Raw genomic sequence first — 24,094 nt, forward strand, 5'->3', positions numbered from 1 at the left:
CCCCAATTCCCAAGAAAATTAAGCAATTGTTATAAGAGAATGACTATAGTTCTCATTAGAGATATCTTAACAAATATGAGGAAGCTTATGTTAATCAGATAATTTCAGAAATTGACTTCTAGTCAGCCTTAAGAGAGAGGGCGATATTGCACGAACTGGAACAACCAGGAAATTTAATGTCGCTATATAGCCAAAACATTCTCATAAATGTTACAATTGTTAATAAGACTCCTAGAGAAAAATGTTTAATAAGCTACCTTTTATCTAACTGTAGATACTTGTGGAAAGTAGGAAATAACTGTAACTTTTAGCAGTTAAGAAGCCTAAATTTGATTATTATGAGCAGCCGAGTTTCTCGGGCGCGTAAATTGCAAACCATAGCATAGGTTCCCAGTCTGACTGGGTAGCACCCTACCAAAGCATCTATCCCTTAATGACCCTACCGCCAAACCCATCATTACAAAAGAGTAGCGCCATGAAGACCGCTCAGACAGCCACAGACCTCGTGCGGACTTACCTGCGTGAGATTGGCCGTGTGCCACTCTTAACCCACGAGGAAGAGATTTTTTATGGTAAACAGGTGCAACGTTCTTGTACTTTGCACGAATCAAGAGAATCTCTTGCCACCCAGTTAGATCGTCAACCGACTTTAGAAGAGTGGGCGAAAGCGACGAAGTTAGAACCAGCAGAATTGAATGAAGCGATCGCTGATGGTGAAATTGCCAAGCGTAAGATGGTAGAAGCCAATTTGCGCCTGGTAGTCTCTGTTGCCAAAAAGTACATCAAGCGCAACGTCGATTTACTGGATTTAATCCAAGAAGGTAGCATTGGTATGCAACGGGGCGTAGAAAAGTTTGACCCTACCAAAGGGTACAGATTTTCTACCTATGCCTATTGGTGGATTCGGCAAGCGATAACTCGTGCGATCGCCGAAAAAGCTCGTACCATTCGGTTGCCAATCCATATCACTGAAAAATTAAATAAAATTAAAAAGGCACAGCGCCAATTGTCTCAAAAATTGGGACGCGCTCCGACAGCTGGCGAACTAGCTCAAGAATTAGAATTAACCCCCAAACAAGTACGAGAATATTTAGAAAAGGCGCGGTTGCCCCTTTCCTTGGATTTGCGGTTGGGTGATAACTATGACACCGAGCTTGGAGAAATGCTGGAAGATCCAGGAGCATCTCCAGAAGAGTTTGTCATGCAATCTTCCCTATCTTATGACTTAGATCGCCTGATGGGCGATCTAACTCCACAACAGAGAGAAGTAATCACGCTGCGTTTTGGTTTAACTGATGGGCAAGCGCTGACTCTGGCTAAAATTGGTGAAATACTGAATATCAGCCGCGAACGAGTCCGGCAAATTGAGCGCGAAGCTTTAACCAAACTTCGCAAGTCTAAAGCCAATATGGGTGAATATTTGGCAAGTTAGGGGAAGGTTAGGAGTTAAGAGTGGGGAGTTAGAAATTAGGAGTGAGGAGTTAGGAATTAATTTCTCACTCCTTACTTTTTTTGTTAGGGTGAGAAAATACGCTGACTTTGGTACGGTTACACCTACTTCCACCAGAAAGCTAGACTGTTACATTAGTTGACAGGAAGACAAAATAGCTAGCTAAGTCAAATCCAAAATAGGCATTTTATATTTAAATCACAAGCACCGCAGCCAGTAGTGGTAGTTAAGGAGCTAAAAAATGAGTAACCCATCCAATCGTGTCTCAGAATTTTTCAATAGCGAATCAGAAACTAACGATTTACTATGGCAGTACGTTAAATCTTTGAGTCCAGAGACAGTTACGCAGCTATCTAAACCTACATCCGCCGAAGTATTTCAGGTGATGGAACGGAATATTACAGGACTATTGGGTAATCTACCTTCAGAACACTTTGGCATCACCGTAAGCACCAGTCGGGAAAGTCTAGGTCGGCTTCTGGCTTCTGCTATGATTAGTGGATATTTCTTGCGTAATGCTGAACAGAGAATGAATTTTGAACTCGCCCTGCAAGGGACTGAAACTAACAATAGCGAAGTTGACTAGAAATGTAAAATTTAGAAAATTTTATATTGTTGTTGGGCTGATAGCTTAGTCAGAGTCACGATGATAGAAATTGAAAATAAGCCTCTGCGAAATCTTTGCTGCTAATTGCCAATCATTATCAGCTAAACTTTTTTAAAATATCCAAAACCGTGATGGATTAAGGTTGAAATTTAAAAAATCAAAACTCGGCAGAGTTAAAACTAGTCTGCCGAGTTTTGTTATTAATCATCTCTCCCTCTTGTCAATGAATTATGAGTGAAACCAGTTCTTTCCCACCCCATAAAATCATTGGTGTTGCAGTAATTTGGAACAGCCAAGAGCAAATTTTAATCGATCGCCGTCGTCCAGAAGGAGCAATGGGTGGTTTATGGGAATTTCCTGGTGGTAAAATTGAGCCTGGTGAAACTATCCAAGAGTGTATTAAACGGGAAATTTCCGAAGAACTGGGAATAGTAATTGAAGTAGGAGAACATCTGATTACTATTGACCACAGCTATACAGACTTGCGCGTTACTCTCACAGTACATCACTGCCGCCATATTACAGGTGTTCCCCAACCTTTGGAATCCGATGAAATTCGCTGGGTAACTTTGGAAGAACTGGAGCAGTTTACTTTTCCGAAAGCAAATACTCAAATTATTGCTGCTTTGAAAAGGGAATAGGGAATGGGGAATAGGAAAGAGTTTTTCAATACTCAATGCCCAATACCGTAACAATCTATTAATTGCATCAGGTTGAGTCCCGCTATTTTCTACAATAGGCGCAGAGACTTTGATTAAAGGTATCAGGAAATAAATGCCTAAAACCGTTGCCGATGTGATGAGCCGCGATCCTATTGTCGTTTACGCGGAAACTCCACTGAAGGAAGCTATCCAAATTCTCGCAGAACGCCACATCAGTGGACTACCTGTTGTGGATGATGTCGGGAAATTGGTGGGCATTATCTCAGAAACCGATTTGATGTGGCAAGAAACTGGTGTTACTCCACCTGCGTACATTATGTTTCTTGATAGCGTTATCTATTTAAAAAATCCTGCTACGTATGAACGTGACTTGCATAAAGCGCTAGGGCAAACCGTTGGGGAGGTAATGAGTAAAAACCCGATCGCTATTTCCTCTGATAAAACTTTAAAACAAGCAGCTACAATCATGCACGATCGCAGCATTCACCGCTTGCCAGTAATTGAGGGCACAGATCGAGTAATTGGTATCCTCACTCGTGGTGATATTATTCGAGCAATGGCAGCAAGTCAAGATTAATTAAAAGTAGAGACGCGATTAATCGCGTCTGTCTTTTTTACACCTTTGAAAATCAAGGATAACTAAATGAGTATTACTTCGGAGTCTGTTAAGCAATTGCTCAGTTCTGAGGATTTAGGCGATCGCTTACGTGCAGTTAATCAAATTCGTCAACTGGAACCTGCGGTTGGCTTTGAATTGATTCAAACTGCCATTAGCGATCGCAATTCCCGTGTCCGTTACTCAGCAGTGAGTCAAATGGATACACTCGGAACACAAGATTTACAATTATCCTTGGATATCTTGCGCGATCGCTTGCTTCATGACTCTGAAGTAGATGTACAAGCAGCAGCAGCAGACTGCTTGGGCGCTCTCAAGTTAAGTGAAGCTTTTGAAGATTTGCAGCAACTTTATCATACAACCAGTGAGTGGCTAATACAATTCAGTATAATTGCTACATTAGGAGAGTTGGGCGATCCACGAGCCTTTGAATTGCTCAAAGAAGCGCTTTCATCAGAAAACGAATTAGTGCAAACTGCTGCTATTAGTTCTTTGGGTGACTTAGGAGATTTACAAGCAGTTCCCCTCTTAGCTCCCTATGCTACCAATCCAGATTGGCAAATTCGTTACAGACTTGTACAAGCCTTGGCTCGTTTGGGTAGTGCAGAGGCTAAATCTATATTAGAAACTCTGGCTGATGATGAAGTAGAAGCGATCGCAACTGAAGCCAAAAATTCTTTGCAATCAGTTTAAGTCTATCTGAAGTTAAGAAAAGTCATCCTTAAATAAATCGGGACTTACGCAAACAATAGCTGCCTTATTTTCAGGTACGGGCAATTTATGAATTGCCTATAGATGTATCTGACAGGATAAAAAAATTCGACCTGGTTAGGGAAATTGTGCATTCCAGCCAGATCGAATTGATAAATTAGAGTTACTTTTAGAAACTAAAAGTAACTTTTTTATATTTAGGATAGGTCTATTGAGCGAAACTTTTGCGACGGCGAGACATAGCCATTACTGCACCTACAGCACCTAAGCCTAGTAATGCAGCAGGTTCAGGAACTGTAGTTACCGCAAGACCAGTGAAAGTTCCAGAAATTGTTCCACCATTATCGTAAGTTGTTTTTGCGGCAGTATTTTGAGTAACAAAAACAAAATGTCCTGTTGCTTTACTTCCGTCTTCAAACAGTCCCTCGAAATTCAAGGTTATATCTATTCCTGCATTTCCTGATGCAAATATTGCTGGAGCAAGACTGGTCAAACTAAGCAGTTTTATTCCATCCAAAGCACCAACATCAATAAACTCGGAAGGTGAAATAAATGGATTTGTTTGGAAGCTTTTGATAAAACCTCTAGAATTAGATACAAAATCTCCTGTCCGGTCTGTAAGTAAAATTGCTCCTGGATTGGGAACAAAGTTTACAGAGTTTTTGCTAAGAGTAGACAGAGTTGGTTCATCAGAAGGGTTTCTATCGGAAGTGCTGTAGTTAAAGCTACCAGTGTATGCTTGAGCAGACCCAGCAGAGGTAAACAATCCCGCAGTAGCTAAGGGAATTGCAGCAATAACAGCTAAAGTTGCATTTAGTAATGTATATTTAAAATTAATCATTGTCGTTTGAGGCTCCTAGTAATAACCTTAAATCAGGCAATTGCTTTACTTTTAATCTGAGTAATTTATGGAAAAACACTGTCAGTGAAAGTGAAACTTGCGTGATGTATTTCTTATCTCCATAAAATCACATATATCCCAGGTACGCAATATTTACTTAGTTGTCCTCATCACATCTTTAATTAATGTGTCCTCTTCATAAAATTTTAATTGCTTGTATAACTGGTCTTTGTATCTTTTTCATCCCATAGAGTTTAAAAGAGGCTGTGTGTGAAGGCAAAACCTTGAAACAAAGCAGATTTTCCCTGAAGTTTATATAGCGGTTATCGATTGGATGAGAACACCAAAGTCCTTGCTGTCAAATCATTTCAGCAAAGTTTTTGTATCTCACTGAACTGCACACCGCTATATTAATGTAGCGATCGCACTTATACTTATGTATAGGAATCTAATTTTATTTTGAACTAAATTATGTACACTTAAGGCAAGATGTAATTAATTTTTCCCTCTTACCTTAATCATGTTAAGAACCAAATACCTGCGGCCAAGTTGTCACAACAAAAACTATAACCGCAGCGATCGCTAACAATCCTTGAATCAAATTTCCTACCAAAGATCCGACTACAATTCCTATACCTGCTTTAACTGCCAACCCAAATTCACGTCGGTAAATATACTCGCCAATAATTGCTCCCAAAAGCGGGCCTAGTAAAATTCCTAACAGTGGCCCTCCAAAGGGCAAAGTTGGCAATAGTCCCAAAAATCCCACCACTAAACCGACAATTGCGCCAATTTGCCCCCACTTGCTAGCTCCAGCTTGTCTTGCTCCTACATAGCTAGCTAAAAAATCTACTCCTACACTAAGGAGCAAAACAATAATTGTCACAATTAGGGGAATTTTGATAGCTGCGAAGGAACTACTAACGATTCCCCAGACGATAATTGCAATTAGAATTAAGCTGCTACCGGGAATGGCTGGAACTACTGCACCGATGATACCCACAAGCATTACGGCAATTAACAGCCAATAAATAATTTGCATAGATAAATTTCTAAATTTCTAAGCGCCCCTAGTTTATATTCTATCTGGGCAAGATAGCGATTAATGCTTAGATTTCACATACAGGTATTTATCTATACTTTAAATGACGAAATAATAATTAAACCAATTACTTAAATATTTATACTAATTTAAAATAGCATTTTGGAGCGATCGCAGTTCTATCGTCAAGTTAGAAGATGTAGAGGGGGATAAGGTAGATGAGGAAAATTTTGCTCTCCTATCTTCCCCTACTTCTTTATTTCCCCCTTCGCCAAATCTTGATAGTATCATCATCGCTACCGCTAACTAGGGTTTGTCCATCAGGACTGAAGGCGACACATCGAACATAGCTGGAATGTCCTGTAAGTGTGCTGATTTCTCTACCACTGTGTAAATGCCACAGTTTGATAGTGTTGTCCCAACTGCCACTAGCGATAAATTGCCTATCCTGGCTAAAGGCAATTGACCAAACAGAATCAGAATGACCAATGAGAGTGCGAATTTCTCTGCCTGTATTTACATGCCACAATTTAATTGTGTTATCACCACTGCCACTAGCGATCGTTTCTCCATCGTGGCTGAAGGCGATACAGTTAATGAAGAAGGAATGACCTGTAAGTGTGTAGATGTTTCTGCCCGTGTATATTTGCCACAGCTTGATGGTGTAGTCATTACTGCCACTAGCCACAAGCTGTCTATCCTGGCTGTTCGATGTTGTAGCTGTTCTCGGAGAATAAGCGATTGACGAAACTGAGTCGGAATGACCTGTGAGAGTTTGGATTTCTATCCCAGTGTTGACTTGCCATAGTTTAATTGTGCAGTCAGCACTACCACTAGCTAGAAGTTTGCCATCTGGACTAAAGGCAACGGAATTTACCCAGTTGGTATGACCAATGAGAGTGCGAATTTCTTTGCCTGTATTTACATCCCAAAATTTGATCGTATTATCCCAACTACCACTAGCCAAGATTCCCCAGTTATGGTCTGTGATTCTCGCAGCTTTGTCTGATTCCCCTTGATAAGAAAGCTTTGGTGAGATTGGGCTAAAGGCGACGGAATGAACCATACTAGAATGACCAGAAGACCAACGACCCATTTGACGCACTAGCTTGCCAGTACCCAGTTGCCAAAGTTTAATCGTATGGTCATTACTACCACTAGCAATCAATTGTCCGTCTGGGCTAATGGCGATCGCATGAACCATACTAGAATGACCTTTGAGGGTCTGTACGCATTGCCAGTCCTGCCGATCTAATACAACAGGTGGAGGTAATTTTACTCTAGGCGTTATCACTAGAGTAGATGTTTCTGGTGTTACAATTGTCCCAGGATCGGGGCTTAATAAATCCAACCACTCCTGTACAGACTGGGGACGATAGGTTGACTCCAAATCCATGCCGCACATAATAGCTTGATTTACTCTATTGCTAATATTGGGATTAAAATATTGCGGTGGTTCTAAATTAATATTGTGTCGTCTATCATCTGCGCTCGTTGGTATCACTGCGGTAAGCAAATTATACAAAGTAGCGGCTAAGGCGTAGATATCAATATATTCTCCTCGTGGTGCTTCCGATTCATACTGCTCAGGTGGGGCAAAACCAGGAGTGCGATACACTGTGTGTCTTTGGATTACATTGGGAATAAATTCTCTAGCAATACCAAAGTCTATCAGCACTGCTTCTGATTTATCAATGCGGATCATAATGTTGCGTGGTTTGAGATCCCGATGCAGCAGTCCTTTAGAATGGATTAGTGTTAAAGCATCACCAATTTGTCGGATGTAGAGCAGCGCTTCTGCTTCTGACAGCACCCCAACCCGTCTTAGGTACTGTCCTAAGTCTTCGCCTTCGATGTACTCCATCACCATACAAGGCAAATTTCCATCATCGAAGATGGTTTCTATCTGTACTATATGAGGATGGTGACACACAGCCAGCCTAACTGCTTCATCACGGAAGTCTTGCCGTAATTTGTTTCGGTGGAGTATCCAAGCGGGGTGGTTTAGGATTTCTTCTTTGAGAGTTTTAATCACTCGCAGTTGATTCCGTTGATTTCTGGCAAGGTAAGTAATGCCAATTCCGCCTTCACCTAGTTGGCTTTCAATAATGTAGCGTCCCCCGAATAAAGACTTTCCTGCATTCCACACCATTAGTAATATTTGACAATTGCTGGTATTTATTTTGGCATAGGATCAAAACAGCCAATCGGAATTTTTGGGAATTCCATTTGAATTGCTGTTGTAGCTTTTTGGAACTTAGTTACTTATAAAACATTTTCATTAACCTCAATAATTACTAATAGTATAAAGTTGGGTATACCCTAATAGTTTTAGCTAAACTATGCCTTTACAACCAAAGATGAGAGTTGATTGTTCATGATAGAGTAAACGATAACTTTCACAATATTTATTCATAATAATTTGACTTGTAGGTAATCTGTAATTATGCTAAAAAATCTGAATCTGAAACAAAAATTTACAATTCTATTACTGGTGATTCTAACATTCGGTTTGAGCTTGAGTGGATTTGCTCTTTCTTCTCTGCTCAGGGAGAATGCTAAACAAGATATTAGCTCAACAGCTCTTATGCTCATGCAAACGATGACTTCTGTTCGAAAATACACCAGTACTCAAGTAAATCCAGAGCTAGCTGATAAATTGGCTACTGAGTTTTTGCCACAAAGTGTACCTGCATACTCAGCACGGGAGGTCTTTGAGATTTTACGGAAAACAGCAGATTACCGTGATTTCTTTTATAAAGAGGCAACTCTCAATCCTACAAATCTTCGGGATAAAGCTGACGGTTTTGAGACGGAAGTTGTAGAAAGGTTCAGAAGTAAATCAGACCTTAAAGAAGTGAGTGGATTTCGCTCACTTCCTGGTGGGGATATCTTTTATATTGCTCGTCCGTTACCAATTTCTGAAGAAAGCTGTCTGAAGTGTCATAGTGTACCTGAAGCGGCACCTCAAAGTATGATTACTCTTTATGGCACAGCTAATGGATTTGGGTGGAAGCTGAATGAAATTGTCGGCGCTCAGATTATATCAGTACCAGCGAATAATGTCATCAGCAAAGCTAATCAGTCTTCCTTAGTAATTCTTTTAATTGTATCAGCTATATTTATCGCAACTATCCTATTAGTCAATTTGTTCTTGAATCGACAAGTTGTAATACCTCTCAAACGCATGACTCGCATAGCTGAAGAAGTTAGTACCGGACACATGGAAGTTGAATTTGAGCAGATGTCTAATGATGAAATCGGTAATTTAGCTAAAGCCTTTAAACGGATGCAGTTAAGTTTAGAAATGGCAATGAAAAGAATCAAACGTACTCAGGGAGGTACAGGGGATTCAAATAATTCGTAATTCGTAATGGGCTACGCCCCGCTACGCTAACGTAATTCGTAATTAAGTTCTATAAGGGAGATTTAGTCTAGCCTAGAAAACTGGCTGTGTTGAGTTTCTCTTTACTTAAAATTGCCATACCATAATTTAGTTAAATAATCAAAATTATCTCTAAATTAACAGTGGTATAAATATCTATGAAAATAAGCTTTTTTTGAATTCAAAAGCTGCTTGAAAGTTAGGAATTTCTCTGGCTATGAGTTCAACAAATTGGTCAGGTGAAATATAAGGATTTTCTTCTAATATTTCTTCTATAATCAGATTTGCGATTGGCCCGATGTGGTAAGCCAACCCTTGCTGACAATGTTTGATAAATGCTGGTTGTAAAGAAGGTTGTTGTTGTTCAATCTGCCCAATTTGTGGATTAGAAGGTAAATTAGGTGAACTAAAAATTATTTCTCCAGGTTGGTTGTATGATTGCGATATTGCTGACATAGCCTGGAATTCAGGATTAAATACTGTAGCAGGCAAATCATCAAGGATGATCGGAGGAGACATTGGCACTTCTGGTTCTCCAATCCGCTCTAAATCGTTAATAACTTCCCTAGCTGTTTGATATCGCTTGTTAGGTCTATCTGCCAACATGCAATCAAGTACTTGAGCAAACCCATCACTAACGTAAGTATAATAACGCCAGTTCCATTCAAGTGAGTACTGATCCATTAGTAAAGATGGATCTCTACCTGTGAGTAGTACAATAGCTGTTACCCCCAAAGCATAAAGGTCACTAGAGGGCGAACATAAACCCAAGCTAATCTGTTCGCGGGGAGCATATCCCACTTTGCCTACAAGGGACATTTTGCCAACAAACGTTACCTGGTGGTTAGAACTTCTCCCTTCATTCATATCAGTCATTTGCTTGCCGACACCGAAATCAATCAGCACTGGTAGATCCTTGCCATCAGGTAACATGATGTTGTCAGGAGAAATATCTCGATGGATAATGTTGTGCTGGTGGACATATTCCAAAACAGGTAGCAGATTCTTTAGCCACTGTATAACTTCGTCTTCAGAAAAATTTTTTCCTTCACGTTGAAGTTCTCCCAACAGCCTAGAATATGTTTTACCGTCAACATACTCTTGTACCAGAAATAACCGACCATCTCCTTCAAAGCAAGCTAAAAACTTGGGAATTTGAGGATGTTGCAATTGATGAAGAATTTTTGCCTCTCTTTTAAATAAGTTGCGATATTGTTCCAGTCCACTTTCCCCTGTGCCAATGGGTGCAAACTCCTTGAGAACACAAGCTTCATTAAATCGCCGAGTGTCAAACGCCAAGTAAGTTCGCCCCAATCCTCCTTGTCCCAGAAGTTTTTGGATAATATAACGGTTATCGATTAGAGTTCCAGATGCTATTTCTGGTCTTGTGGTATGGGACTGTGACATCTCATCGCACTCCTAGCGATTTATATTGTTGATAGATTATCTAGTTTGCTGAAAGTTGGAAACTCTAGCAGATAAAGGCTGATAACATCCTTAAAATTGAGGTTAGCACCACTATCAACACAAGGAAATACACTTTTCTACAATCTATTGAGGGCGTTGTGTGACCAAATAGACAATTTCTATCTGGGTAGTCCGATCGTACTACTCATACTTACGTATTTTAGCAGCCAGAACATAACCAGTGTCTGCGGTAACATCTGCGAGTGTTTAGAGCATCACCTTTTGGATTCGCAGCTGAACCACATTTTACCCCTAGTAACCTAACTGGCACTGATTTTGGGAACAGTAAGGATATAGCCTGACATCATGGTTTTTCAGAAAACTGAGATTGCTATAGAGTTGCCGAAGGATATATTATATGTATTTCAAGTGCTGAATGGGCGATCGCTCTAAAAAATTAATCTTTCTGAGAGTCAATATCGTTATGAGATATAGGAATCATATTTGATTTTTGAAAAAATATAAGTATTTGTAGGGTGCGTTACACTACGCTAACGCACCCTACGTAAGATTTCAAAAATCAAATACTAGTCCTATAGTTGCTTCGCCATTGGCTATCAAAGTTTTCAGTACACTGATTCTTGGCGTTGCATAAATGCGGGATGAATTAGCGACTAAAACTATTAATAATTCGTTTAACATCGGGCGAAATCATCCCATGATTCAGCAACGCCAAACTCCCTTACTGGCTAACGTTTAACGCCACTAATTTTTAAAACATCACTCATAGTTGCACAGTAATTTGGCAAGCCGAAACTATCGGGATTAATGAATTTTTTATATGTGAAATGCCGATAATTCATGCAAAACCTATCCCAAGCCGCCATTTGAATGCGGAACAGAACAATAATCAAATTAGCCAATGCTATGGATATAGGAATGCGAAAGTAAATCTTTTTGCCCAGATAAGCACAAACCTGTTTAACTGCTTGATTAGCAGTTAATGGTGCTTGACCTAAAACAAGCCGACGTGGTTGATCCTTTTCGGGAGGACGATCGATTAAATATTGCACGACAGTGGCAATATCTCGTGCGTGGATAAAGTGAAAACTACCATCTGCTTCTAAAAAGCGAATCAAATTAATATATTTGGTAACTTCTGTAATCCCTGATGTGACAGCAGAATAGGGTTTATTCGCATCACCGCCTAATACTATAGTGGGAAATACTGTGGTAATTTTGGGTGCGATCGCTAATTGTTCTTTTTTATGTAAGCACTCATATTTAGAACGGATGTAATCTGTCCCAATTTCCCCGGCTTCTTTTAATGGTTGATTGTCGCGATCCAAAACACTAGCTGTCGAAAAATAAATCACCTGCTGGCAACGTTCTGGATCTAGCAGTTCGAGCAACTCTATAGTCTTGACAACATTAATATCAAATGTCCGATCGCCACCCCAAGCTGTGGCTGTGAGTACTGCCGTATCAATTGTGGATAGCAAATCGGCAAACTGGCGAATATTTTGCATATCACCTTGCAAAACGTTAATACCTGAACGGGCTTTGGTATCAACTTGTAGTTTACTTGGGTTCCTAACTAGTAGATACAGTTCGTGATCTGTTTCCTTAATTAAGGCTTCTGTTAAATAATGACCTACACAACCACTTGCACCAGTCACTAAAATCCGTTTCTGACTCATAGAGAATTTTTCAAAAGTTAGGAGTTAAAAGTGAAGAGTTAAAAATGAAGTTAAAAGTTCCGAATCAGGAGTTAAAAATAAAATTAGGAGTTAGAAGTGAGGAGTTAAAAATAACTCTGCACCTCACAACTGATAACTCCTGTAGAGACGCGATTAATCGCGTCTCTACTCATAACTCCTAACTCATAACTCATAACTCCTAACTCTTAACTCCTGCAAGATTCAGTTCCTTTGCAGTTTCAAAGAAGAAAGCGACATTTTCTTCAGGAGTTTCTGGTAAGACACCATGACCGAGATTGAGAATGTGACCCCAATTACCAGCTTTGCGAACGGTATCGAGAATGCGATCGCGGATAAACTGTTTAGAGCCGAATAGCACGCCTGGGTCAAGATTTCCTTGAACTTTGACTTGCTTACCTAATCTTGCTCGTGCGTCTGCCATATCCACCGCCCAATCTACACTGACTATATCAGCGCCAGATTGTGCCATTCTTTCCAACACACCCGCACTACCGCTAACTAGCAGAATCAAAGGTGTATCGGGGTGGGTTTGCTTGACTTGCTGAAAAACTCGCTGCTGATAAGGGAGAGCAAAGGTGTCATAATCTTGAGGACTCAATTGACCCGCCCAAGAATCGAACATTTGCACAACTTGAGCGCCAGAGTCAATTTGGTAGCGGGCATAGATGGCGATCGCATCTGCTAATTTAGTTAACAATTGATGCAATATCGTCGGATCTGAGAATGCCATATTTTTGATGATGGAATAGGTTTTAGAACCTTTTCCTTCCACCGCATAAGCTGCTAACGTCCACGGCGCACCCACAAAGCCTAACACCGTTGATTTATCGCCCACTTCAGAACGCAACGCCTGCAAAATTGTCTTGATGAATGGTAAAGCTGCTTCTGGTTCTAAGGGATGCAGACCATCGATTTGTTCTTGAGTGCGGAGGGGCGAGTGAATGATTGGCCCTTTACCTTCGGCGATATCCATGTCAATACCCAAACCAGGTAATGGGGTGACAATATCAGAAAATAAAATTACTCCATCTGGCCCAAAGGCTTTCCACGGTTGCAAAGAAACTTCAATTGCTACATCTGGAATTTCCGAGCGATCGCGAAACGAAGGATACTTCTCTCTTAAGTCTCGATATGCTTTCATATATCGTCCCGCTTGTCGCATCATCCATACAGGGGGACGATCTACTACTTCACCACGAGCAGCCCGTAAGAGATGAGGAGTCGTTGAAGAAACACCCATTTATTACTTCATCCTAAGTCACATTATTTATGCCACTGTTTAGCTTATCATTCCGGGATTACGCTTTTTCAGAATAAAAGGGACTGGGCATTAGCGACTTGAGACTGGGAAATAGGATAAAACAAGAATCAATATTGAATTGGGAATTGGGAATTGGGCATTGGGCATTGATTATTTCTCCCCCATCTTCCTCACTTCCCAGTCCGCAGTCCCCAGTCCCTAATCCCCAGTCCCTTAATATGCAAACTGACTCTAACAGTCCCGACGATCTTGCATCTGCTAATAACGAGCCTAACCCAGGAAAGTTTTTAATTCCGCGATCGCAGCGACAAAGGTTCTTTATTCAGTTTACCTTAATGACCTTGATTGGATGGGTTGTGGGTGGCGTTGCTAGTATCGCCTTAGAGAAAATTATTCTCCAAAGCTCATCTAGTATTTCTCTCCAGCCACAAACATGGAGTATTTTAGTTAGAAGTCTCAGCAACGTTGTATTTGCCGTGATTTTCGCTGCTGACCAAGCCCTTGTCGTTTACCGATATTTACCGGGTTTGCAGTGGATATTTGCGACTAGCGTCGGTTGGCTGATTGCCAACGGTGTTTCTACAGCCTGGATTAACTATATTTCATCTATAGCCTCATCGTTAAATGAAACTTTATCTCCTGAACAAACTTTTATTTTTGGGTTTCTGTCTGCGATCGCATATATAATTTCTGGTATTTGGCTAGGGCTTTGCCAATGGCTGGTACTGAGGCGATATACACCAGGCATTTGGTGGTGGAATTTTTTACCCTCAATCTCTTTCTTCTTAATCACTATTTTGGTTTGGTTACTTTTTATTGTGCAAAATTTGATTCCAGAAACCTATTGTACTCCCATATTATATTGGAGTGGGCAAGGACTTACAGCACTTATTCTCGGAGCCATACCAGCAATTGGCCTATGTACATTGAAAAGAAATTTACATCACAAAACTGGAATTACTGGATAACCAAATAATTTGTCATGTTCCCAAGACTTACAAACATTCGCTGGCGTTCCATTCTTTCACTGGCTATTGTTCTTCTGATTGGACTTTTATACAGCCACTATCGCTATTCTACTTGGTGGTTGAACCAAGAGGTAGGAGGGATTTTTTATGAAATATTTTGGTGCTTGTTCGCCTTTCTATTTATGACCACTCGCCGAGCAGTTTGGCAAATCCCTTTATGGGTATTGGTAATTACTTGCTTGTTGGAGTTTATGCAATTGTGGCATCCACCATTTCTAAATTGGGTACGTTCATTTTGGTGGGGAAAAATGTTAATTGGTACTGTCTTCACTTGGACAGATTTCCCCTATTATTTTATTGGGAGTGGGTTAGGATGGCTGTGGTTGCGGCTGATAGTTCGGGGAGCAAAGCTAAAATAATTTGGTCTGATTACGATTTTTTATTCCCAAATGGCTTCTAAACGCTCTTGCGCTTTTTTGAGAGCTTTTTCGGCAGACTCTCCTAGCAATGTCGCCTCAATAGCACGACCAAGACTATCAGAAAGACGACTATATCCAGCAATAATTGGTCGAGCACCAGCTAGGGGAACTTGTTCCATAAACACTTTTAACCAAGGTTTTGGCTTCATAAATTGCTGATAAGCTTCACTTTCAGCAGCTTTAAAATTAATTGGTAAAAAACCAGTTCCGATACTCCATTCTTTTTGGAATTCTTCACTCAAAACATATTCTAAAAACTTGAGTGCGGCTTCTTCTCTTGCTGGTGTTGTCTTCATCACATAGAGATTTCCACCACCTGTCACCGTAGCTTTATCAACATTTGCAGGTATGGGAAATGCATTATAATCAACTTTAGATTTAGTGATATAAGTCCAAGGCCCCGTAATTTGCATAGCAACACGACCCGCTATAAAAGCATCCTCTTCATAACCCCGTTCTGGAGAAGAAAGCATTGCTGAACCATCTTTTAATAGCTCTTGCCAAAATTGTAAGGCTTTCACCGCTCCAGCATTTGTTAAATCTGGTCGGTTATTTGTTAGCACTTCTCCCCCAGCGCTCAATAAGAAAGGAAACCAGCTAAAAACTGTCCATTCTCCCTTCCCCAAAGGTAGTATAATTCCGTACTGTTCTGGTCGCTTGTCGCCATTGCTGTCTATGGTTAATTTTTTGGCAACTTGCCTCAATTCTTCCCAAGTCTTAGGCATTTGCGTAATTCCCGCAGCTTCAAAAAGCTTAGGTCTATAAAAAATGCCTATATTGCTTGTATATAATGGGGCTGACCAAAGATGACCGTCTAATTGCAATTCTTCAAGTAGGTTAGGTCTAATTTCTGACTTTAATGGCAATTTTTCTAGCCAATCTTCTAAAGGTATAATTGCTCTTAAATCTGCCAACTGACCTGTAATTTGCGGATAGAATGCCAGGATATCTGGAGGTGCATTACCCACAACTGCTGTTAATATTTTTGGCAATTGGGGTTGAGCCAAAAAGACAGATTCTACCTGGATATCAGGATGAGTCTGATTAAATTTGTCTACCAGTTTTTCAAACACATCCCGATTAGTAGGGGGATTGATTGCTTGCCATAAAGTTAAATGAATTACTCCATCGTCTTTCTGTGCTATTCCCTGACAACCAGATAAAAATATTAAACACGAACTTAGGACAATCCCTAGAAGTAACATCTGCCAAATAGAAGTAATAACCCGACGACAATAATGGCTTATTTGGAATAGAAAAAGGATATTCTTCATGCCAAGTAGTTAATTAAATTAAGAAATATTCTCTAAAACACTTTTGGTAATACTAGTTTCTGCTCTTGTATAAATATATGTTTCCGGTTCGCTTATTTTTTCAGTTCTGAATATTTTTTCTGCCCGATACCAAAAATCTGTATCCTCTCCATAAGCAATATTATTAAATCCTTTCACCTCAAAAAATACCTGTCTTTTACCAAAAAATGTTGGGCCTAAGACACATTCTCGGAGATTAATTGTTTTACCTGGTTGAAAGTAATCTGCAACCAAAACCTCTTCTTCTGTTGCGAATCCACCTTCAATCAAATCAATTTCTGGATTGGCTTTCATATATTCAATTCGCACATCTAGATGATTTACTTTGTAAGCATCATCACTATCCAAAAATGTTATATACTTACCAAAAGATGCCTGAATACCAGCATTTTTAGCATACCATAGCTTCCTATTTTGATGTTTTAAATACCGGATATTTTGGAATTGTTGGAGATAATGATTGACAACTTCAAAAGTATTATCTTGGCTGCCATCATCAACTATAATTAGTTCCCAATCTTTAAAACTTTGAGCAATCACACTATCAATACAATTGTTTAGATATTTTGCCCGATTGTAGGTGCAGAGGATAATTGATACTTCATGATTGAAATCAAAAACTACAGTTTCCATTTTTAAATTATCATCGTATTGTTAGCACAAAAATCTTCATAATCAAGGATTAATTGTTAATTACTTATTAACTGTGTAAGTTTATAAATTGATGTATAATATCATTATACTTATAAACTAGAAGACTAAGATCAAAGTTTTCTCGGACGTACTCTACAATATTTTGGCGATAATATTGATTTTTATCAATCATCTCGCTAATTGTATCGGTAACAATTTTTTGAGCTTCTGGTGTGGTGTCACTTAAAATATTATCTGGCAAAACTCTAATGAATTCTTTATGATGTAAATTCGCGCTAGCAGATTCAGAAACGACGATACATAAACCTGCTGCCATTGCTTCTAATACTACGAGGGGTGCAACTTCTCCTTCACTAATTAAGACTAAACAGCTATAATTTGTGAGACGAGAATAAACTTCTTCTAAACTCCATACACCTAAATGTTTTGTTGTTGTTCCTTCAACAAAATCAGGGTCATCTATAGGGCCAACAAAATCTATTGCAATCTTTCCGTCTATGATTTTCGCCAGTAATTTCTGCTGTTTTCTTGGTTGAATCCAGCCTAAACAAATAGCTTTATTATTTCCTTGAGTTTGAAAATTTACTTTCTGAGTATCAATACCGTTTACTTGCACTGATATATATCCAGAATATCCTGATTTTAGAAAAAAATCTTTGGTTAAATGAGACAGGGCAATTATCCCAGGTGCATTAAAATAATGTTGGTATGCTTCTCGAAATTCTTCGTTCCATTTATCTGTTTTAAACAGATAACCATCATGGCAGGTAAAACAATACTTTTGTTTGAGCCTTCGATTAAATTCGCTCACAAAACTGTAGGCGTGTAAATGCACAAAGTCATAATTATTATGATTAATATATTCTATGACTTCGTTAACATCTTTCTCATTTAAGATATCGACTTGATGCCCAATTTTCTCTAAAAAATTTTTGTACTCTTTTATCACAGTTAAAACAGAATGTGATAGGGGAGGTTCAGGGATATAACCCCAAGCAACAAGAGCAATTTTCATAAATTATTTAATTTTTCCTCACACATTTAGATTTACTTTTCAGCCACAATACAAGTTGCGACGGGATAATCTGGATGATAAGCGTCTAGTTCTTCAGATGTCAATTCTTCTACGGCTATTCCATGATAACTAGCTATTACAGTGGTAGGGTTGCCATAGACATACAACTTATGTTGCGAGAAATTTTTATACATCCAGACGAAAGCATCAGGTAAAGGTCGCCAATAATCAACAGGAGTCGCATGAATTCTAATGGCACTTGGTACCATCGCAAAACATTTTCCACCAGGTTTTAGCCAAGTAAAGATGTTTTCTACCACTATCCAGGGGGCATAACAATGTTCTAAAACGTTAAAAATTATCACTGAATCAAAAGATTCTGGTTTGATAACGGATACATCGTGAGCATCCCCAACTATGTCTACTCCTGGGCCTGCTTCTAAGTTGAGAATCTGATATGATGCGCCTTGATTAATTTGATAAAAATCTTTATCTTTTGGTGTTCCTCCTATTTCTAAGATATTGCCACCGATTTGGGGTTGAATTTCTTTAAGAAATTTGCTGAGATAATATCTATCGACGGGTGTTCCTCTTGTCAATCCAAATGCTTGGCAAATGGGAACTGTTTTTTTCAAATCACCCCAATCTATCGAACCTGTAGCCGGGGATAGTAAACCAAGATTTTCTAGATGTTCTACTAATTTCCGAAAGTCTTCTATGTTTTCAATAGATTCTAGGTCATCTTTTAACTGATATTGAGAAAATAATTGTGGCAACACTTGGTAAGTTTCTCTACTTAATGAACCAAGTTCATATTGCATTTCCTTTTCGATAAAACTCCGAAAGCCTTTACCAAAAATTGTGAGGCTGCCATCCGCTAAAAAAACTAGGGCGTTTTCAAGAAGCTGCTCATATTTTTTTATCTCCTGAATTACTTTCTGTGCTATAGGTTCTAATTTAATTTTTTGAAATATTTGGTAAGCATTTTCTAATGAATGTTCGTGAATAAATATTTCCAGTATTGTCAACCATGATTTTGATTGAATAATTTCTGCTGTTCGCTGACTCCAAGCAAAAATTGCATATAACTGTGAATCTTCAACTTTTAAAAAGGCATTAGGTACATATTGTTTTGGCATACAATTAATAATTAAAAATTTTCTAATAAGGAGGATGACTTGGGTATTATAAGCTATTTTGGATTTTATATATACGAATCATATTTGATTTTTGAACAGATACGTAGGGTGCGTTAGCGACAGCGTAACGCGCCAAATCCTTGACAATGGTGCGTTACGAACTTCGTTCTAACACACCCTACAATACCTAATTTTGTTCAAAAATCAAATAGTAGTCCTATAGTATGTTAGTGTTAATCCTAAATTACGTAATTTAATTGGTAAAGCTAATACCAATTCTGTATGGAGATACGCTAAACCATAAGTACAAGATAAGAAAAGCAAACCGTATTCTTGCAGCGTCTCGTAAGAGTTGGACATATAGACGCAAAGCTGCTTAAGGCAGGGGTAGAACACAAAGAAAGAAGTTAAAAGGGTTTGGCGCAATCTTGCAAAGAAATGGTATAAGTAAGTCGGTACAAATAAAGCTAATCATGTAACAGAATGTAAAAATCACGAAATCTTTGCGATTGCTACCCTGCGGGAACGCTCCGCGAATATTCCACTTCGTTACCTTCGCAATGACATACATTGAAATTTTCACACCGACTTACTTAACCAGAGCATCGCAAATGTCTAAAAACATGAATTGTCATTGCGAGCGTAACGTAGTGAAGAGAAGCAATCGCGACATCTGTACTTTGCGTTCGCGAAGCGTGTCCGAAGGACTTATACTTCATTCCGTTTTGCTCCATTCGCAATGACAACTTATCATCTTGGTAAATTTGCTTGCATTGGGATGCTCCAAATCTAACAAAACTAGTAGATAATTAATCTTTGGAGAGAAATAAATAATGGCAAAAACTAATGAAGTTGTTTCAAATATCTCTTTGTCTAGTTGGGACTATATTTCACCTGAATTTGAGATAGTTCATCCTGATTCATCTTTTCCCAATATGATTATTGGAGACATCAATAACTGTTATTGGTCTTATTTACGTCGAGATATTCCCCATAAATGGTATGTGGATAGAGATGAACCATTTATCGGGTTTCTCAATCGAGATGAAGCACATATTTTATATAATACAGCCCTCAAATTTGCCGGCAAAAAAGCTTTAGAAATTGGTTGTTTGCGGGGTTGGTCTGCTTGTCATCTGGCATTAGGTGGCGTGGAATTAGATGTAATCGATCCTTTTTTAGCCAGAGAAGCTGTTTATGAAAGTATAAGTCATTCTTTACGACTGGCTAATGTTCTCGACTCAGTTAATTTAGTAGCTGGTTATAGTCCACAAAAGGTAGAAGAGTTAGCTAAACAATTACAATGCAAGTGGTCATTAATTTTCATTGATGGCGATCATGAATCACCAGCCCCACTCAATGATACGATTGTTTGTGAACCATTGGCAGAGGATGATGCTTTAATTTTGTTTCATGATTTAACTTCCCCTGATGTAGCACAAGGCTTAGATTACTTAAAGGAAAAGGGTTGGAATACAATCATTTACCAAACTATGCAAATTATGGGGGCTGCTTGGCGTGGAAATGTTGAACCAGTAAAACATCAGCCAGATCCCCAAATTAATTGGAATTTACCAGAGCATTTAAAACATTATTCTGTGAGTGGATTATGAATGTTTAATCAGAAGCGAATCTGATTTTAACTTAATGGGGATGTGCGATCGCTAATATTCCCGCATCCCCATCTAAAGTTACCTCTACACCCACTGGTAAAGCTGCATTGGGACTATCATGGCCAAAAGGTAAATCAGAGACAATCGGAATACCCAAATCACCTAAGCGATCGCGCAATACTTCTTCTACACTAAAGCTAGGCACATTTGGCGGCGCTTCACAGCGAGTAAAACCACCTAAAGCAATACCGCAGACTTGAGACAAAGCACCACTCAAACGCCATTGTGTCAGCATTCTGTCGATGCGATAGGGTGCTTCCGTGACATCCTCCAACGCCAGAATTACACCATTGAGATTTGGCAGGATTGGTGTAGCTAAAAGGTTAGTAGCCACCGTGAGATTACCTGGTAATAAAGTACCAGTTACTACGCCGCCACCCCAACCGCAACCTTTGAGAGGCGCGAGAGGACGACCTTCTACCGAATCGAATAATCGCTCAATTGACCAATCTGGCTCATCTGCTAAAGTCACTAGCACGGGAGCATGAACGCCGGAAATTCCTGCTATATAAAGACTCCACAATAAAGCTGTGATATCAGAAAAGCCTATAAGCCACTTGGGAAGGGCTGAGTTTTGTTGCCAATTCCAATCTTCTAAAATGCGGGTGCTACCAAAACCGCCTCTGGCACAAAGAATACCACGACAATTAGGATCTTGCCATGCTGCTGCTAATTGCTGACGGCGGATTTCATCTGTTCCAGCTAGATAGCCCCATTTGTCATCTATCTGTGGACTGATTTCTAATCGATAACCACGCGATCGCCAAATTTCTAGACTCTGTTCAAATACCTCAAATTCTCGCAAAGCACCACTAGGGGCAATGACTCGTATTAAGTCTCCAGGTTTTAAGGGCGGTGGTAAGATTTTGGATGTCATGAAAAGAGACGCGATGAATCGCGTCTGTACAAGGGTTAAGAATAAAGACTATATCTCAGAACTCCAATAAAATTTTATTGAAATCTTTTTTGAAAGCGATCGCCACACTAGTTTTATCTTAGGTTCGCTTTGTATCTAACTGTGGATTTTCCTTAGTTGGATTTTGCGGTATCAGGTAAATACCTCCAGAGATTAAAGTCAAAGCGACAGAAATCCAAAAGGCAATCAGAGAGGGAGTTTGCCACACTTCAGGCAGAGGTGCAATCAAAAGCGCGATCGCTATTATTTGACTAACAGTTTTGAGTTTACCCCAAATATTTGCCCCGGTAATCGTTGTTTGATTCACCCGCCAACCAGCGATCGCTAATTCTCGCGCTAAAATCAAAAACACTCCCCAAGCTGGGACTTTTCCTAGTTCAATAAAAACCAGCAACGGCGCAAGCACCAAAAGTTTATCCACTAAGGGATCGAGAAATTTACCCAACTCACTAATTTGGTTGAGTTTCCGCGCCAAATAGCCGTCTAACCAATCAGTCAATGCCGCAACGAGAAAAATCGCCAAACATATCCACTGAGCTTGAGGTGTAGGATTATATAAACCGTAAAGCAGAAATGGTATCCCCAATAGGCGAGAGAACGTAATCCAGTTGGGTATGGTCATAATAATTCGTAATTCGTAATTCGTAATTCGTAATTCAAACTTCAAGATTAACAAGTCTAAAACAACAAGCAGCCAAGCAAATATGCAAAATCTATGCAGATTCGTGTATCTGAGTGTGGCTGCGTGGGAAAATCTGTTTTCTGTAGCTCTCTTAAAACAATACTATGACTGAACACACAGACAACCAATTCCGCATCGAACGCGATTCGATGGGCGATCGCCAAATTGCCAGTAGCGTTTATTACGGTATCCAAACCCTACGGGCAATTGAAAACTTCCCCATTAGCGGGATTAAGCCTTTAGATACTTACGTAGATGCTGGATTGATAATTAAAAAAGCTACAGCAATTGTGAATGGAGAACTGAATTGCATTCCCCAAGATATTAGTCAGGCGATTGTCCAAGCAACTGATGAAATTCTGGCTGGGAAATTCCGGGATCAGTTTGTGGTGGATGTTTATCAGGCGGGTGCTGGGACATCTCATCACATGAATGTCAATGAAGTTCTGGCAAATCGCGCCTTAGAAATTCTTGGTGAAGAAAAGGGTAATTACAAACGTGTTAGTCCTAACGATCACGTTAATTATGGACAGTCTACCAATGATGTGATTCCTACCGCCATTCGGATTGGTGGATTATTGGCATTATCCAAGACATTGCACCCGGCAATAGATAGTGCGATCGCATCCTTAGAAAACAAAGCTGTAGAATTTCAAGATATCGTCAAATCTGGCAGAACCCACTTGCAAGATGCAGTACCAGTGCGTTTGGGTGAAAACTTTCGGGCTTGGGCGCACATTCTTGCAGAACACCAAAACCGGATTTACACCGCTTCTGGTGATTTGATGGTGCTGGGTTTGGGAGGTAGTGCAGCCGGAACGGGATTAAATACTCATCCTTTATATCGCGCGCGTGTGGTAGAAGTTCTTTCAGAATTGATTGATACACCTTTAGAACCTGCACCCCATCTAATGGCAGCGATGCAGAGTATGGCCCCATTTGTGAATGTTTCCGGCGCTTTACGCAACTTAGCGCAGGATTTAGTCAAAATATCTCACGATTTGCGGTTAATGGATTCGGGGCCAAAAACTGGTTTGAAAGAAATTCAACTCCCCCCAGTGCAACCCGGTTCCTCAATTATGCCAGGGAAATATAACCCAGTCATGGCAGAGATGACATCAATGGTGTGTTTTCAGGTGATGGGTTACGATAGTGCGATCGCATTAGCCGCACAAGCCGGACAATTAGAATTAAATGTGATGATGCCACTGATTGCCTATAACTTGATTCACAGTATCGAAATTCTCGGTAATACCATCGCTGCACTCACCGAACGATGCATCAAGGGAATTACAGCTAACCAAGAACGTTGTTTAGCTTATGCCGAAGGTAGTTTAGCTTTAGTAACCGCACTAAATACCCACATTGGTTATTTAAATGCTGCTGCTGTCGCTAAAGAATCTTTAGAAACTGGTAAATCTCTGCGACAGATTGTCCTAGAACGCGGGTTGATGAGTGAAACAGACTTAGCTACAGTGTTAAATCTAGAACAAATGAGTGGTATCTTACCGCTAAAAACAGAATAATAGTTATGGGGAATTGGGAATTGAGA

Annotated in this window: 22 protein-coding genes; 10 read left to right on the plus strand and 12 right to left on the minus strand. The window is 39.7% G+C overall.

Features of this window, described 5'->3' with window-relative positions; all coding sequences use genetic code 11:
* Positions 1-475 precede the first annotated feature (475 nt).
* From CDG79_RS29480 to nblB, 5 genes are all read left to right on the plus strand, one after another.
* Entirely contained in the window at positions 476-1,432 is a 957-nt protein-coding gene (locus CDG79_RS29480; protein WP_094327780.1) for an RNA polymerase sigma factor, RpoD/SigA family, read from the plus strand.
* Between the two features lie 259 nt (positions 1,433-1,691).
* Positions 1,692-2,036 (plus strand): DUF760 domain-containing protein, encoded by a 345-nt coding sequence (locus CDG79_RS29485; RefSeq protein WP_094327783.1) that lies wholly within the window; start codon positions 1,692-1,694, stop codon positions 2,034-2,036.
* A gap of 251 nt (positions 2,037-2,287) precedes the next feature.
* Positions 2,288-2,698 carry an 8-oxo-dGTP diphosphatase MutT gene (mutT, locus tag CDG79_RS29490; protein WP_094345301.1) on the plus strand — a complete coding sequence of 137 codons (411 nt, stop codon included), beginning with the start codon at positions 2,288-2,290 and terminating at the stop codon, positions 2,696-2,698.
* Positions 2,699-2,831: 133 nt separating this feature from the next.
* A complete protein-coding gene (locus CDG79_RS29495) occupies positions 2,832-3,296 on the plus strand; it encodes a CBS domain-containing protein (protein ID WP_094327786.1) in 465 nt (154 codons plus the stop codon).
* 66 nt (positions 3,297-3,362) lie between these two features.
* On the plus strand, positions 3,363-4,028 hold the full coding sequence (nblB, locus tag CDG79_RS29500) for a phycobilisome degradation protein NblB (RefSeq protein ID WP_094345302.1): 666 nt from the start codon (positions 3,363-3,365) through the stop codon (positions 4,026-4,028).
* A gap of 226 nt (positions 4,029-4,254) precedes the next feature.
* Here nblB and CDG79_RS29505 read toward each other — a convergent pair whose 3' ends face one another.
* The 3 genes from CDG79_RS29505 to CDG79_RS29515 form a co-directional block, all read right to left on the minus strand.
* Positions 4,255-4,887: a PEP-CTERM sorting domain-containing protein gene (locus tag CDG79_RS29505; RefSeq protein WP_094345303.1), complete on the minus strand. Its 633-nt coding sequence runs from the start codon at positions 4,885-4,887 to the stop codon at positions 4,255-4,257.
* Between the two features lie 523 nt (positions 4,888-5,410).
* Positions 5,411-5,929 carry a DUF456 domain-containing protein gene (locus CDG79_RS29510; RefSeq protein WP_094327790.1) on the minus strand — a complete coding sequence of 173 codons (519 nt, stop codon included), beginning with the start codon at positions 5,927-5,929 and terminating at the stop codon, positions 5,411-5,413.
* A 256-nt stretch (positions 5,930-6,185) separates the two neighbouring features.
* Complete coding sequence (locus CDG79_RS29515) at positions 6,186-8,081, minus strand: serine/threonine-protein kinase (RefSeq protein WP_094345304.1); 1,896 nt, start codon at positions 8,079-8,081, stop codon at positions 6,186-6,188.
* 294 nt (positions 8,082-8,375) lie between these two features.
* On the opposite strand from CDG79_RS29515, the gene CDG79_RS29520 reads away from it, so the two are divergent.
* Positions 8,376-9,296 (plus strand): c-type heme family protein, encoded by a 921-nt coding sequence (locus CDG79_RS29520; protein WP_094345305.1) that lies wholly within the window; start codon positions 8,376-8,378, stop codon positions 9,294-9,296.
* A gap of 174 nt (positions 9,297-9,470) precedes the next feature.
* Here the strand turns inward: CDG79_RS29520 and CDG79_RS29525 are convergent, their stop codons facing one another.
* The 3 genes from CDG79_RS29525 to hemE form a co-directional block, all read right to left on the minus strand.
* Positions 9,471-10,721 carry a serine/threonine-protein kinase gene (locus CDG79_RS29525; protein WP_094345306.1) on the minus strand — a complete coding sequence of 417 codons (1,251 nt, stop codon included), beginning with the start codon at positions 10,719-10,721 and terminating at the stop codon, positions 9,471-9,473.
* 749 nt (positions 10,722-11,470) lie between these two features.
* Positions 11,471-12,421: an NAD-dependent epimerase/dehydratase family protein gene (locus CDG79_RS29530; protein WP_094345307.1), complete on the minus strand. Its 951-nt coding sequence runs from the start codon at positions 12,419-12,421 to the stop codon at positions 11,471-11,473.
* A gap of 199 nt (positions 12,422-12,620) precedes the next feature.
* The gene (gene hemE / locus CDG79_RS29535) at positions 12,621-13,682 is read right to left on the minus strand and encodes a uroporphyrinogen decarboxylase (RefSeq protein ID WP_094345308.1); all 1,062 of its coding nucleotides are present in this window, start codon (positions 13,680-13,682) and stop codon (positions 12,621-12,623) included.
* Between the two features lie 239 nt (positions 13,683-13,921).
* On the opposite strand from hemE, the gene CDG79_RS29540 reads away from it, so the two are divergent.
* Both CDG79_RS29540 and CDG79_RS29545 read left to right on the plus strand, forming a co-directional pair.
* Positions 13,922-14,671, plus strand: coding sequence for a hypothetical protein (locus CDG79_RS29540; RefSeq protein WP_094345318.1), 750 nt, complete (start codon positions 13,922-13,924; stop codon positions 14,669-14,671).
* Between the two features lie 14 nt (positions 14,672-14,685).
* Positions 14,686-15,090: a ribosomal maturation YjgA family protein gene (locus tag CDG79_RS29545; protein WP_094345309.1), complete on the plus strand. Its 405-nt coding sequence runs from the start codon at positions 14,686-14,688 to the stop codon at positions 15,088-15,090.
* 20 nt (positions 15,091-15,110) lie between these two features.
* On the opposite strand, the gene CDG79_RS29550 is transcribed toward CDG79_RS29545, so the two are convergent.
* The 4 genes from CDG79_RS29550 to CDG79_RS29565 form a co-directional block, all read right to left on the minus strand.
* Positions 15,111-16,424 (minus strand): ABC transporter substrate-binding protein, encoded by a 1,314-nt coding sequence (locus tag CDG79_RS29550; protein WP_094345310.1) that lies wholly within the window; start codon positions 16,422-16,424, stop codon positions 15,111-15,113.
* 18 nt (positions 16,425-16,442) lie between these two features.
* The gene (locus CDG79_RS29555) at positions 16,443-17,096 is read right to left on the minus strand and encodes a glycosyltransferase family 2 protein (protein ID WP_094345311.1); all 654 of its coding nucleotides are present in this window, start codon (positions 17,094-17,096) and stop codon (positions 16,443-16,445) included.
* 67 nt (positions 17,097-17,163) lie between these two features.
* The gene (locus tag CDG79_RS29560; RefSeq protein WP_094345312.1) at positions 17,164-18,132 is read right to left on the minus strand and encodes a glycosyltransferase; all 969 of its coding nucleotides are present in this window, start codon (positions 18,130-18,132) and stop codon (positions 17,164-17,166) included.
* Positions 18,133-18,164: 32 nt separating this feature from the next.
* On the minus strand, positions 18,165-19,271 hold the full coding sequence (locus CDG79_RS29565; RefSeq protein WP_094345313.1) for a class I SAM-dependent methyltransferase: 1,107 nt from the start codon (positions 19,269-19,271) through the stop codon (positions 18,165-18,167).
* Positions 19,272-20,104: 833 nt separating this feature from the next.
* Between CDG79_RS29565 and CDG79_RS29570 the strand changes: the two genes are divergently transcribed.
* Positions 20,105-20,884, plus strand: a complete 780-nt coding sequence (locus CDG79_RS29570; protein WP_094345314.1) for a class I SAM-dependent methyltransferase — start codon at positions 20,105-20,107, stop codon at positions 20,882-20,884.
* Between the two features lie 31 nt (positions 20,885-20,915).
* Here the strand turns inward: CDG79_RS29570 and CDG79_RS29575 are convergent, their stop codons facing one another.
* Entirely contained in the window at positions 20,916-21,821 is a 906-nt protein-coding gene (locus CDG79_RS29575) for a S66 peptidase family protein (RefSeq protein ID WP_094345315.1), read from the minus strand.
* 118 nt (positions 21,822-21,939) lie between these two features.
* Positions 21,940-22,482, minus strand: a complete 543-nt coding sequence (pgsA, locus tag CDG79_RS29580; RefSeq protein ID WP_094345316.1) for a CDP-diacylglycerol--glycerol-3-phosphate 3-phosphatidyltransferase — start codon at positions 22,480-22,482, stop codon at positions 21,940-21,942.
* A gap of 164 nt (positions 22,483-22,646) precedes the next feature.
* On the opposite strand from pgsA, the gene CDG79_RS29585 reads away from it, so the two are divergent.
* The gene (locus CDG79_RS29585; protein ID WP_094345317.1) at positions 22,647-24,068 is read left to right on the plus strand and encodes an aspartate ammonia-lyase; all 1,422 of its coding nucleotides are present in this window, start codon (positions 22,647-22,649) and stop codon (positions 24,066-24,068) included.
* Positions 24,069-24,094: the final 26 nt, after the last annotated feature.

The organism is Nostoc sp. 'Peltigera membranacea cyanobiont' 232, from assembly GCF_002245985.1.
Lineage (GTDB): Bacteria > Cyanobacteriota > Cyanobacteriia > Cyanobacteriales > Nostocaceae > Nostoc.